The sequence below is a fragment of the Cyanobacterium sp. Dongsha4 genome, from assembly GCF_036345015.1.
Lineage (GTDB): Bacteria > Cyanobacteriota > Cyanobacteriia > Cyanobacteriales > Cyanobacteriaceae > PCC-10605.
Genome location: NZ_CP084098.1, coordinates 1,831,242 through 1,843,612 on the forward strand (window position 1 = coordinate 1,831,242; position 12,371 = coordinate 1,843,612).

Consider the following 12,371-nt stretch of genomic DNA (forward strand, 5'->3'; position numbering starts at 1 on the left):
ATATGTTTTTTAGACCCTTATATAAAGCCTTTATTTTCGGATTAATAATCTTTCTCGCTTGGACAAATAATTGTGAACTAGCTTTAGCTAAAACATCCTTAAATGAAAGCAGTCAATCCATAGAACCATATCTCAATCAAGTAAAAGAAAACATCACAGAATTTACCCTTAACAACGGTATTCATTTTATCGTTTTAGAAAATCACCAAGCCCCCGTTATTTCTTTTAACACTTATGTGGATGTTGGTGGTGCTAATGAACCGGAAGGAAAAACAGGAGTTGCCCATTTTTTAGAACATTTAGCCTTTAAGGGGACCAAAGAAATTGGTACGATAGACTATGAAAAAGAAAAACAGATTTTAGAAGACTTAGATAAGACTTTTCAACAAATAAAAGAAGCTAAAAAGGAGAATAATCAAGAACAATTAACCGAATTAGAAAATAAATTTGAACAGTTAAATAATCAAGCCCATAATTTAGTTAAGCAAAATGAATTTGGACAAATAATAGAGTTAGAGGGGGGAGTTGGTTTAAATGCGGCGACTTCGGCAGATTCAACGGTTTACTTTTACAATTTTCCCTCTAATAAATTAGAATTATGGATGTATTTAGAATCCGATCGCTTCTTAAATCCAGTCTTTAGGGAATTTTATCAGGAAAAACAAGTAATTCTCGAAGAAAGAAAGTTGCGTACGGATAATTCTCCTGTAGGCAAAATGGTAGAAGCCTTTTTAGATACCGCTTTTACCACTCATCCTTACAAACGCCCTGTCATCGGTTATGAAGAAGACATCATTAACTTAACCAGAGAGGATGTACAAAATTTCTTTGATAGTTACTATGGGGGTAATAATATTACTATTGCCATTGTCGGAGATGTTAATCCCAACGAAGTTAAGCAAATGGCTAATAAATACTTCGGGCGTTTTCCTTCTAGTGCTGAACCCGCTAAATTAAATATAATCGAACCAAAACAAACTAAAACAAAAGAAGTTGCGATCGAATATCCTTCCCAACCTTGGTATTTAGAAGGCTACCACATCCCTAACATTAACGATCCTGATTATGTGGTTTATGATATTATCAGTTCTATTTTGAGTAGCGGACGTACTTCCCGGTTGTATCAATCCTTAGTAGATGAACAGAAAATAGCTCTTTCGGCGGCAGGGTTTAACGGTTTCCCCGGAGATAAATACCCCAATTTAATGTTATTTTATGCCATGTTAGCTCCTGAAAGACAATTAGAAGATTTAGAAGTAGCTTTACACGAACAGATAGAAAAATTAAAATTAGACTTAGTCACAGAAGAAGAATTGCAAAGGGTAAAAACTCAAGCTAGAGCTAGTTTACTACGCAGTCTTAACTCTAATGCAGGTATGGCGAAGTTATTAGCAGAATATCAAGCTAAAACAGGAGATTGGCGTAATTTGTTTTTAAGTTTAGACAAAATTTCTGCCGTTACTGCCCAAGATATTCAAAGGGTTGCTCAAAATACTTTTACATCTGATAATAAAACTGTGGGTAGATTGATAACAAAACCCATGAATTAGAAAGGTTAAGAGTTTACGGTGTTGGGGTATTGGAGTATTAAGGGATTAGGGTGTTAGGGGGAAATTTGTTTTTTATTTTTATCTTCCTGAGTATAATGCTATTTTAAGACCCGATCGCGGATGTAAAGATGGAATACGATCTAAAGATAAGTCCTGATTTGGTTCTAGTTGCCAATGATAGTTTCTCAATAATAGACTAGCAAAAATTTTCATCTCTAGTTGGGCAAAAGCATAACCGAGACAAAATCTTGCACCACCGCCAAAACCCACTAAGCTAAAGTCATTCTTTTTATGTTCCATTCTCTCATTATTGAATCTTTCAGGAGCGAATTTTTTCGGTTCAGTATAGATGTTAGGATCTGTATGAGTCCTTTCTATCCTATACAATACTTGCCACCCTTTCGGCACATAGTAGCCATTATAAACAAAAGGCTTAACTACTCCTCGAAAACCACCAGCAACGGGGGGATAGAATCTTTCTACTTCTTTTAATACTTGATCTAAATAAGTCATTTTTTTGATCTGTTCCATCGTAAAATCAGACTCATACATCAGGGTTTTTTGTTCTAAAATAGCCTTTTCTCGCACTTCGGGATTTTGTGCCAAAGCCATACAAAAAGAAGTTAACATGGACGTTGTAGTTTCATGTCCTGCGAATAGCATTAATAAGGCTTGAACTTTGATTTGAGCTTCAGAAAAACGGTTGCCTTCTTCATCTTGGCTTTGAAGTAGTAGGCTGATGGTATCTTCTTTTAAGTTATTTTTCCGTTTCTCGATTTCTTTTTCTATATGTTGCAAAAGAAAATCCCTCGCTTTTAGAGCTTTGCCGTACTTAGTAAACGGTAGATTAAAGGGAAAAGCAAATAAGCCTTTAGTTAATTCGCCAAACTTTTTGGAAAGTAGCTTAATTTCTGCCTGATTGTCTATTTCACTGCCCAACAATAGCACACTAGCAATCTCAAAGGTCATTTCCTTCATTTCTGGAAACAGGGTCAATTTGCCCATTTCTGCCCATTTTCTCAAGGTGCGATCGATGAAAAATAAATATGATGAAATAACCAATTTAACAGATGATTTTTGTCGCAATTATCTTAATGACGAATATTTAGAATTTTCTCGAAAATTAACCGCAGTTTTATGCAACTATCAACCATCCCCATTAAGTAAAGGGAAGGCAAAATCTTGGGCTTGTGGTATTATTCATGCCTTAGGGATGATCAGCTTTTTAGCAGATTCTTCTTTTGAACCTTACATGAAATCTTCAGAACTTTATCAACGTTTAGGGGTTTCAGAAAGTACAGGTTGCGGAAAATCAAAACAAATTCGTGATTTACTGGAAATGAGCAGATTGGATCAAGAATGGATGATGCCTAGTGTTTCTGAAAGTCATCCAATGGCGGCAATTGCCAATATAGCAAGCACCTTGAAGCAAATCTTGGATTGGAAATAGATTTTTATTTTTTATTACTAGATAAAATAAGAAATTAATATATCCGTTGCCCAGATAGCTATACCACATCGAAAAAAATCTTGATCATGAGTTCAAATACTTGCAGATACAGACAAAGCTGAAGCGATAGTTTGCCAATCATGGGAAGTTCTGGGTATGCGATCGAGATTAATTTGTTTTGCCACTTCTAAACTTTTTCTTGCTTTCTCGAAAAACTTTTGTCGAGTATTATTCATAGTTTAAGACCCTCTTTAATATAACCTGTTTTAAATTATTTTGATAATTTGATTTTAAATAATCATATAATTGAGATAAAATTTGTTTAATTATCATATCTTTTTAGCAATGTTTTTTTAGTAAACTTGAAAAGTTTTTTTTATTTGTAATTGTAAGTTATAGTATCGATCCCTCCTCCTCCTCACAAAAAAATGCGATCGCACCTTATCAATTTTTGTCCATAGCTTTTTAGTCGCTAAAGTAAATTTTTATAAATACATAACCTCAGTTTTGTCTAAGTACCGATATTAACGTTGCATTTGAAAAATGTTGTATTGGTAGGGGGTTATCGGCTGTTAAGAGTCAGAATAAGTCTTACTGCTTATACAAACTCAAATCATATAGAAAAACCTTTGATACTTTTGAGACTGAAGGCACTGTTTTTGGTTCTCTTAATAAAGACAACTTTAATAATTTAGCCAGTATTATTCCTAGTAATACAATAATTTGTCGATTTGAAAGTATTATTTCTTCTTTAGATCAGAAATTTTTTTTGAACACAAAACAAATTCAAACATTAACAAAAACTCGTGATGAATTACTACCTAAACTAATGAGTGGACAGATAAGAGTAAAAGATGAAATTACCAAATAAAGTCATCATTCCTGATAGTAAAATTAGCAATTATTTATTAATCCATCGGGAAGAAGACGATAAATCAAAATTTCTTGCTCAAGCAGGATTTACCCAAGCCAACCCAGAACAATTAAAGATTGCTATTATTGAACTAATTACCAACTATGAAGCCATAGAAGACAGAAGTAATCAATACGGAATTTTCTATCAAGTCAAAGGAGAATTAAAAGGAGTAAATAATCACAATTTAGCCGTCATTACTGTTTGGTTAAAACGGAAAAATGACAATCAAATTCAATTTATCACCCTTAAACCTAACAAGGAGAAAAAACAACCATGATTGAACTATATCAAAGAGTTTCCCTTAATCAAAACTTCCCCGAATATAACTTGAGAAAAGGAGATATAGCCACCTTTATTGATACCGTGCCTCATCCTGAAGGCGGAGAAGAAGGCTATGTTTTAGAAATATTTAACGCCCTTGGAGAATCAATTAATGAAGTGATAGTGCCGAAAAGTGCCGTTAATCCCCTAGAAGAAAACCAAATTCTCACCGTGCGCTCTTTAATTGAAGTTTAAAATATTTGTTAATTAATGAAAAGAGAAATTAAAGTTAGAGATTAAAGATTAATTATTGATAACTATTAATAAAAACATCAGGGTTGATAATGGGGATATTTTCAAAAGGATTTAAAACCAATAAGTCATTATCTCCAGTAATAATAAAGTCAGCGTTTCCATTAATAGCTAACTCTAAAAACTTATTATCCTTTTCATCACGACAAGCCGTTATTTTCCGATGAATAACCACATTTTCACCAGCAGTCATTAACTTTAACAAAAAAGCCTCCCTTTCTTGTAATGTTACATATTTATCAAACTTTTTACGACTCAAAACTTGTTTTAACTCCCCTAAAGTAGCTTCAGAAAATAAAATAATTCCCGTTTTTTCTGCTAACTTAACCACTTGAAAAGGTAGGGAATTTTCAAACAATAACGCACTAACAAATATATTAGTATCTATAACAACTCTAATCATTGTCTTCTGCTAAAATCTCCGCTAAAATTTCAGGAGTTAAACCCCTTGCCTGGGCATTTTTAGAAATTTCTGCCATGACATCAGTTAGACTTTTATCGGCTAAATTGTATTGAAAAAATAAGCTAATAATAGAACTTAATTGTTGCTGAGTTTCAGGTTTAGCAGATTCAAAAGCCTTTTTAACTTCTTCTGCTACAGGAATAGTAATTGTCGTCATAACTTTACCTTTTTAACAAGAGATATTAACAAAGTATTTTATAATGAACTAGTAAAAAAAATAACTATGTATAACTAATATCATCGTAAAACATAGCGTTAATTTCGGGAGACTCATCATCAAAATCATCTGCCATCCAAATTTGCCCTTCCCAACCACCAGCAATGCGAGGCTTTAATGACTTATTATCCCCAGTCACTTTTTCCTCATTAGATGGAAAAGGTAAAACTTTTGCTAAAGGTACACCATCACGGGTTAAAGTTACCTCTACCTGATTTTGAATAGCTGACAATAACTCTGATAACCCCTCTTGTAATAAATTGACATCAAAGGTTTTTTTTAACATAGTCAAAATTGATTTATTGTTATAACTTGATTATAGGGAAGAAAAATATGCTATGAAATATACCACTGAAGACGACATCGAACTGTTTAACCTAGAAATCTTACAAAGCCTAGGTTATGACTGCCTCTGCGGTTATGACATCCAACCAGAAGCCATTAACCAAGAGCGAGAAAACTTCAGTGACGTAGTGCTACTTAACCGCCTAGAAAACGCCCTCAGTGGTATTAACCCAGATATTCCCCCCCATTGCCGACAACAGGCAATTAGAGAATTACTCAATATCACCAGCCCAGACTTAATCAGTAACAACGAAAAGTTCCATCAATAGCTCACCGAAGGTATTACCGTTGAATATCAAAAACAAGGCGAAACCAGAGGCGAACAACTGTGGCTCATTGATTGGCAAAACCCAGACAATAAGGAGTTTTTAGCCGTTAACCAATTTACCATTATTGAAGATAACCATAACCGCCGCCCAGACATTATCCTGTTTATAAATGGCTTACCCTTAGTAGTCATTGAACTGAAAAACCCTGCCGATGCCAAAGCCGACACCTACAAAGCCTTTAACCAACTCCAAACCTATAAACGGGAAATGCCAAGCCTCTTTACCTATAACGCCCTCCTAGTCATCTCCGATGGTATTACCGCCAAAGCAGGTTCACTCTCAGCAGACTATAACCGCTTCATGGAATGGAAAACCAACAGCCGATACCTGAGCGAAGTCGAAGACACAGAGGCATTGAAGATGACGGAAAATTTACCCTTCCATAACTCCTCCCAGTGGGAAAATGTATCTCTCTATAACCCCTCCCCAACCGAGGGAGATAAGATAATTAATCAATTACAAGTATTAACCGAGGGAATGCTTAATAAACATACCCTTTTAGACCTAATCCGTCACTTTACCGTCTTTGAAGCCACCCAAAACCAAGATCCCAAAACCGATATAGTCACCATCAAGAAAACTAAGAAAATCGCCGCCTACCATCAATATTACGCCGTTAATAAAGCCTTAGACAGCATTATTCGTGCCTCTGGTATGTTTCTCTCCTAATAACTCCCAGACAGGCAAAATAGCCTCTCCTAACCCCTCTAAAATAGATAATTTAACCACCCCCTCTCAAATCAACAGAAATCTTGCCAGTGACAGAAAAAATGAAACAGAAAACATCACCTGTAATCAAGAAGGAGATAGAAGAGGGGGAGTTGTCTGGCATACCCAAGGAAGCGGAAAATCCCTGTCAATGGTATTTTTAGCAGGTAAATTAGTTCTTTGTGAAACCCTCAACAATCCTACCGTACTCATCCTGACTGACCGTAACGACTTAGATGACCAACTATTTGACACCTTCGCCAGTTGCCGTCAACTACTGCGCCAAAGCCCCCAACAAGCAGAAGATCGAGCTAAAGTGCAAGAACTATTACAAGTCGCCTCTGGGGGGATAGTATTTTCTACTATTCAAAAATTCGCCCCTACCGATGGTGAAAGCCTTTATCCTCAACTGTCAGACCGTAATAATATCATTGTCTTAGCCGATGAAGCCCACCGTAGCCAATACGGCTTTAAAGCCAAACAGGTTGATATTAAAGATGAGACAGGCAACGTAATTGACAAACAAACTAAATACGGCTTTGCCCGTTATATCCGAGATGCCTTACCCCATGCCACCTTTATTGGCTTTACTGGTACACCCATTGAACAAAGCGATAAAAATACTAAAGAAGTTTTCGGTAACTATATTGATATTTATGATATAGGCCAAGCAGTCAAAGACGGTGCTACTGTTCCCATTTACTATGAAAGTAGGCTAGTTCATTTAGAATTGGACGAATTAGGCAGACAACTGCTAGAAGAATTAGAAGATGATTTACAGTTTGAAGACTTAACCGCTACCCAAAAAGCCAAAGCCAAAGGCACTCAACTAGAGGCATTAGTAGGAGCAACAAAACGGGTGAGTGCGATCGCCCTCGACATAGTTAACCACTTTCAACAAAGACAAAAGGCTAATCGTGGTAAGGCAATGATAGTCACCATGAGTCGCCGTATTGCCGTTAACCTCTACGCAGAAATAATTAAACTGCTTCCCCACTGGCATCACCCAGAATTAACCAAAGGCAAAATTAAAGTGGTGATGACGGCTAACGCCTCCGATGAGGAAAATCTAGTCCAACACCACACCAGTAAAAAAGACCGTCAAATCCTCGCCCAACGCCTCAAAGATGCCGAAGATGAACTAGAAATGGTCATTGTCTGTGATATGTGGTTAACAGGATTTGATGCCCCCTGTCTCCATACCATGTACATTGATAAACCCCTCAAAGCCCATAACCTCATGCAAGCGATCGCCCGCATCAACCGAGTTTATTTTGAGAAGGAAGGGGGGTTAGTAGTAGATTACTTAGGGTTAGCCAGTGAACTAAAAAAAGCCCTGAGTTTTTACGCTGAAAGTGGCGGTAAAGGACAACCTACCTTAGATCGAGAAGTGGCTTTAGGCTTATTACTAACCAAATTGGAAGTAGCGGTACTTTGAGAAATTTTTGTACAAAAATAGCCTAGAATACAGTCAGGGTAAAGTATTTAGGTAAACACGATAAAAATGGCTGAAACTCCTACTATCAAAGGAAAAGTTATCAATCGATGTAAAATCTTTGATTCATAAAGATTTGAGACTCATATTTTGATATTTTTAGTTTAAGTACCGGTAGGTGACCCGCTTCATTTAAAATAATCATCTCCACACCGCATCTTTGCAATACTGTCATGGTTCTTTTTCTGATTTCTGACACCGTACCCTTCGTCATTTGATACTTCAAGTGTTCAATGATTGCTTGAAACAAATCCCTTGCTCCACACTCTTGAGGTACTTGCACGTAAATCACAGGTACTTGAGGCGGTTTACCGTTCTCCTGTGTAGGCTTATGTCTCAAACGATAAGAATTACAGGCGATGGTTTTTCCCGTACGAGATTCTCCCACTGTACAGTAACAAAACTCTTTAAGTGAACTAGGGTTAAATAGATGAGAGGTTTAATTATTAATAATCAGAAATCCCAATCATCATCAAAATCATCAAAATCATCGTAATTTTCAGGAGTATTATTCGTTTGGGCGGGAGCAATAACACGATAAGGTGCATCATAAACTCCTTTATAGGTTCTTTTTGCTTGGGGAGGGGATTTTTCTTCGCTTTGTGATGGAGTTTTTTTGATTTTTTTTGGGTTGATTTCTGTTTTTTCTCTTGATTGATAGGAGTATGGAGAAGCCTGACGAGGTTTGAGTAAATTTTCGGGCGGATAGTTTTCCTCTGAGGGTTTATTTATTTCTGGTATTGAAGTTTTGCTTTCTGCTTCAGCTTCAATGGGGGAGTTATCAATGGGTTTTTGTTCTTCAGATTTAATTTCTTCTTCTATTTTGTTGATATCCGCTTCTATATTCTCTTGCAATTCAAATTCTTGTTGTATTTGAGTATCGGGATAGGTTAGCTCATTTTTTGGAGGGTTATTGATGGGTAAGGAAGTATCGATAATAGGAGTATCTGGTAAATCTTCAAAAACATCATCCTCTTCCCACTGATATTGGGGTTTTTTCATTTCTGTGGGGGGATTCTGGTTAGGGGAAATGGTAGGTTTTGCTTTTATTGGTTGGGGAGATGGTTGAGGGGGGGGAGAATAGGGGGAATTCAAAGATTGGTTTTTTCTAGTTTTTGGAATTGGGTTATTACTTAAAAGATTAATCAATAAACTAGAAATCATCCCGGCAAATAATGCTATAAGTATCCAAATAAAAAGGGGTAAGGCAGGGGAGTTAAAGCCGAAAAAGGTAAGAGCGATCGCACCTCTATTTTGTAATGCAAATATGATAAAAAATGCGATCGAACCTATTAAAACAAAACTTTTAAATCCCATTAGATCTTTGAATACTGGTAATAATCATTTAAAAATAATATCATTTTTGCTTATTTTTTTTGTGCTTAAGAGATTCGGAAATCCGTTTGAGATTGTCTTGATTATTAATTGGTTGACGAGGAGAGGGTAATTCATTGTTAGGCCAGTTATCCATATCATTACAAACACAACTGCTACTTTGCACACCCACATCAATCATTGGTACTGGCATATTGCAACGAGCGCATTCGGTAATATCCCATTTAGAAGACAGTAATTGTTGAATAGTTTGAGATGTACCTTCTAAATAACAATCTCCTATATTTTCGTTAGTGACTAATTGCCAACATTCTTCAAACTCACTAGCATAACCGTGACCATTTAAAATTTTAGAAGGTAATATGACTGTGTTTCGGCTAGGAATAATAATTTTTTTTCCCAATTGAAACCAATAGGCGAGATATTTTTTTACTTTTGCTGACTCTGCCATAGAAATAATCATAGATTACGATTTTACCTTCACTTCTATTCTATGGTAACGATTGATTTACATTCTTTTAGTATTTTTAAGCTAATCTCCAGATTTGGGAATGGTATCAAAGAGAAACGAGTTAGGAGTTAGGAGTTAGGGGATTAGAAGAAACTATCGTCATCAAGAAGCTGAAGTTACTAATTACTAATGGTTTATTACCTTTGCCCTTTTAACTTTGCCTTTTGCCCTCCCCCTCTCGAGGCAAGATAAAGGGGGGTTTCTTTTAAGGGGAGACACAGAGGGGTTTACCCCTTAATTACCTGAGTTCGATATAGAATTTTCGGTTTTGGAAAGGTGTCAGGTATCAGGTGTTAGGTATCGGGTTAAAGAATTGATAAAAAACACATCTTTATTGATTTTATTATTTTCAATCTTTAGATTAATTAAACAACTTGATTAGAAAATTAAACCTAAAACCTGCAACCAGCAACCTGAAACCTAACCATAGCAACAACTTTTAAATCGAACTGAGGTTTAATTAATTCTTTTTCCGCCATCCTTTGATTACTTTTTGTTTCTCTCTGGCAATAGCAAGACTGTCGTCTGGTACATCGTGAGTAATAACTGAACCTGCCGCAATGGTTACATCTTCGCCTATATTAACAGGTGCGACAAAGACACTATTTGAACCAGTTTTGGTGCGATCGCCGATAATGGTAGGATGTTTATTTACACCGTCATAGTTAGCTGTAATAGTCCCTGCACCGATATTGACTTGATTACCGAGAGTTGCGTCTCCAATGTAAGATAAATGAGCGATATTTGTTTTATGTCCAATATTACTTTTTTTGATTTCTACGAAATTGCCCACTCGACAACTTTCACCTAAGACAACTCCTCCTCGTAAATGGGCATAGGGTCCTATTTTTGTATCATTTGCTACTTGAGCATCGCTGATGACCGAGTACAATGCTCTTACGTTTTCTCCTAGTTGACTATTTTCGATGAGACAAGCAGGACCAATATGAGAACCGTTACCGATTATTGTGTTTCCCCTAATATGAGTCTGAGGCTCTATGATCACATCTATGCCTAGTTGAGCAGATTCTTCAACGGTGATGCTATCGGGATCAATCATAGTTACTCCTGCCATCATCCATGCTTCTTTGATTCTGGCTTGTAATATGTCGTAAGCAACTGCTAACTGACAACGGTCATTAATACCACTTATTTCTAAATGATCATCTACATCTAAAGCCATGACTCGATCGAGATAGTCAAATACTTCTGTGAGGTAATATTCTTTTTGATCGTTATTAGTGCTTAATTTGGGTAAAACGGTTTTTAATTTTTGCCAATTGAAACAGTAAACCCCAGCATTGATGCGATTATTTTGTTTTTGGGCTCTATTACAATCTCTATCTTCTACGATTTGGGTAACAATATTATTACTGTCGCAAAATACTCTTCCGTAACCTTTGGGATTGGGCATATTTGCTGTTAGGAGAGTGGCATCATTTTGGTTTTCCTGATGAGTTTTGACTAATTCTTCAATAGTTTGCGATCGCAATAGGGGTACATCTCCATTTAAAACCAATAAATCCCCCTCAAAATCGTCTAAAGGAGGCATTAACTGCTGAATGGCGTGTCCTGTGCCTAATTGCTCTGTTTGTTCTACAAATTCGACTCCAGACAGATGATTAAGGGCAGATTTGACCTTGTCTCCCTGATAACCAATAATAACTAAACTGCGATCGGGTTTGATTAAATCACAACTATTTAATGCTCTTTCGACTAAACTTTTGCTTCCTAACTTATGTAACACTTTAGGAAGTTGAGACTTCATTCTCGTTCCTTTTCCTGCGGCGAGGATTGCAACTGCTAACATTGTCATTTCCTACTCAATTTATTTTACCAATTCCCCATAACTCCGAACTCCGTTCACGACCAAAGGGAGTGTACGAGCGTAGCGAACTCCCCAAACTCAGCTTAACTGTTGCTAGGAACTAAGTTTAAGTAAGCATCAAAATCTTTGATGGCTTCTGAAAACTCATTTTTAGCACTAACGCTATTTCTGTCTTTGGCGGCCGCATCAATTCTTTCAAAATGTCCGAATAAGTCTCTGGCAATTTGTTGGGCAGGTTTTTGATCTTTAGGTAACAATTTACGGGCTACAATCGCCATGTTTTGACGTAATTCCCCTAAAGGACCATGAATAAAGGTTCTGGTATCAACCCAATTTTCTGCGTCAATTAACTGTTGAAGGGTGGACATTTGACCTCTTGCTTCAGCAATAGGGGTACGATATTCTTCTAATTGAGCAATTTTTTCAGGGGTGTAAACGGTGGGGATTTTCGCTTTGGTAGGTGAACCACAGCTAACTAATAATGTTGTTGTAAAGACTAAAATTAAACACAAGAGAGGACGAAATAAATTTTTCATTTGCTCTTTAATAAATTTTTCTAATGGTTTGTATGTTTAATTTTCAACTCTCCATTGTCAACTGTCAATAGTAATTAATTCTTAGGCTAATATGGTTTTTCGTTTACTGATAATC

At 36.4% G+C, this 12,371-nt stretch carries 14 protein-coding genes and 2 pseudogenes; 6 read left to right on the forward strand and 10 right to left on the reverse strand.

The window, feature by feature from the left end; genetic code table 11:
• Nucleotides 1–2 precede the first annotated feature (2 nt).
• Complete coding sequence (locus tag Dongsha4_RS07875; RefSeq protein WP_330205127.1) at nucleotides 3–1,550, forward strand: pitrilysin family protein; 1,548 nt, start codon at nucleotides 3–5, stop codon at nucleotides 1,548–1,550.
• A 78-nt stretch (nucleotides 1,551–1,628) separates the two neighbouring features.
• Here Dongsha4_RS07875 and Dongsha4_RS07880 read toward each other — a convergent pair whose 3' ends face one another.
• Nucleotides 1,629–2,612: a cytochrome P450 gene (locus Dongsha4_RS07880; protein WP_330205128.1), complete on the reverse strand. Its 984-nt coding sequence runs from the start codon at nucleotides 2,610–2,612 to the stop codon at nucleotides 1,629–1,631.
• Between Dongsha4_RS07880 and Dongsha4_RS07885 the strand changes: the two genes are divergently transcribed.
• Nucleotides 2,584–3,000 carry a DUF6398 domain-containing protein gene (locus tag Dongsha4_RS07885; protein ID WP_330205129.1) on the forward strand — a complete coding sequence of 139 codons (417 nt, stop codon included), beginning with the start codon at nucleotides 2,584–2,586 and terminating at the stop codon, nucleotides 2,998–3,000. The two genes, Dongsha4_RS07880 and Dongsha4_RS07885, sit on opposite strands and share 29 nt — an antisense overlap.
• Nucleotides 3,001–3,092: 92 nt before the next feature.
• Here Dongsha4_RS07885 and Dongsha4_RS07890 read toward each other — a convergent pair whose 3' ends face one another.
• The gene (locus Dongsha4_RS07890; RefSeq protein WP_330205130.1) at nucleotides 3,093–3,236 is read right to left on the reverse strand and encodes a hypothetical protein; all 144 of its coding nucleotides are present in this window, start codon (nucleotides 3,234–3,236) and stop codon (nucleotides 3,093–3,095) included.
• A 618-nt stretch (nucleotides 3,237–3,854) separates the two neighbouring features.
• Here Dongsha4_RS07890 and Dongsha4_RS07895 point away from each other — a divergent pair.
• Together Dongsha4_RS07895 and Dongsha4_RS07900 are read left to right on the forward strand one after the other, a co-directional pair.
• Entirely contained in the window at nucleotides 3,855–4,193 is a 339-nt protein-coding gene (locus Dongsha4_RS07895) for a DUF6883 domain-containing protein (RefSeq protein WP_330205131.1), read from the forward strand.
• Nucleotides 4,190–4,432, forward strand: a complete 243-nt coding sequence (locus Dongsha4_RS07900) for a DUF4926 domain-containing protein (protein WP_330205132.1) — start codon at nucleotides 4,190–4,192, stop codon at nucleotides 4,430–4,432. The genes Dongsha4_RS07895 and Dongsha4_RS07900 overlap by 4 nt, the downstream gene beginning before the upstream one ends.
• Before the next feature lie 52 nt (nucleotides 4,433–4,484).
• Here Dongsha4_RS07900 and Dongsha4_RS07905 read toward each other — a convergent pair whose 3' ends face one another.
• The 3 genes from Dongsha4_RS07905 to Dongsha4_RS07915 all read right to left on the reverse strand — a co-directional run bounded on the left by Dongsha4_RS07905 (nucleotide 4,485) and on the right by Dongsha4_RS07915 (nucleotide 5,455).
• Nucleotides 4,485–4,892: a putative toxin-antitoxin system toxin component, PIN family gene (locus tag Dongsha4_RS07905; protein ID WP_330205133.1), complete on the reverse strand. Its 408-nt coding sequence runs from the start codon at nucleotides 4,890–4,892 to the stop codon at nucleotides 4,485–4,487.
• Nucleotides 4,885–5,109: a hypothetical protein gene (locus tag Dongsha4_RS07910; RefSeq protein ID WP_330205134.1), complete on the reverse strand. Its 225-nt coding sequence runs from the start codon at nucleotides 5,107–5,109 to the stop codon at nucleotides 4,885–4,887. Before Dongsha4_RS07910 ends, Dongsha4_RS07905 begins: the two co-directional genes overlap by 8 nt.
• Before the next feature lie 64 nt (nucleotides 5,110–5,173).
• A complete protein-coding gene (locus Dongsha4_RS07915) occupies nucleotides 5,174–5,455 on the reverse strand; it encodes a hypothetical protein (RefSeq protein WP_330205135.1) in 282 nt (93 codons plus the stop codon).
• A gap of 52 nt (nucleotides 5,456–5,507) precedes the next feature.
• Between Dongsha4_RS07915 and Dongsha4_RS07920 the strand changes: the two are divergent.
• Both Dongsha4_RS07920 and Dongsha4_RS07925 read left to right on the forward strand, forming a co-directional pair.
• A pseudogene (locus Dongsha4_RS07920) lies at nucleotides 5,508–6,512 on the forward strand (type I restriction endonuclease).
• On the forward strand, nucleotides 6,487–7,989 hold the full coding sequence (locus Dongsha4_RS07925) for a type I restriction endonuclease subunit R (RefSeq protein ID WP_330205136.1): 1,503 nt from the start codon (nucleotides 6,487–6,489) through the stop codon (nucleotides 7,987–7,989). The pseudogene Dongsha4_RS07920 and the gene Dongsha4_RS07925 overlap by 26 nt, the downstream one beginning before the upstream one ends.
• A gap of 100 nt (nucleotides 7,990–8,089) precedes the next feature.
• Here Dongsha4_RS07925 and Dongsha4_RS07930 read toward each other — a convergent pair.
• The 5 genes and pseudogenes from Dongsha4_RS07930 to psbQ form a co-directional block, all read right to left on the reverse strand.
• A pseudogene (locus Dongsha4_RS07930) lies at nucleotides 8,090–8,455 on the reverse strand (TniB family NTP-binding protein); the annotation flags it as partial.
• A gap of 44 nt (nucleotides 8,456–8,499) precedes the next feature.
• Nucleotides 8,500–9,363 (reverse strand): LapA family protein, encoded by an 864-nt coding sequence (locus Dongsha4_RS07935; RefSeq protein ID WP_330205137.1) that lies wholly within the window; start codon nucleotides 9,361–9,363, stop codon nucleotides 8,500–8,502.
• A gap of 40 nt (nucleotides 9,364–9,403) precedes the next feature.
• Nucleotides 9,404–9,832, reverse strand: a complete 429-nt coding sequence (locus Dongsha4_RS07940) for a hypothetical protein (RefSeq protein ID WP_330205138.1) — start codon at nucleotides 9,830–9,832, stop codon at nucleotides 9,404–9,406.
• A gap of 520 nt (nucleotides 9,833–10,352) precedes the next feature.
• A complete protein-coding gene (gene glmU, locus Dongsha4_RS07945; RefSeq protein WP_330205139.1) occupies nucleotides 10,353–11,702 on the reverse strand; it encodes a bifunctional UDP-N-acetylglucosamine diphosphorylase/glucosamine-1-phosphate N-acetyltransferase GlmU in 1,350 nt (449 codons plus the stop codon).
• A 101-nt stretch (nucleotides 11,703–11,803) separates the two neighbouring features.
• Nucleotides 11,804–12,256: a photosystem II protein PsbQ gene (gene psbQ / locus Dongsha4_RS07950; protein ID WP_330205140.1), complete on the reverse strand. Its 453-nt coding sequence runs from the start codon at nucleotides 12,254–12,256 to the stop codon at nucleotides 11,804–11,806.
• Between the last annotated feature and the right edge of the window lie 115 nt (nucleotides 12,257–12,371).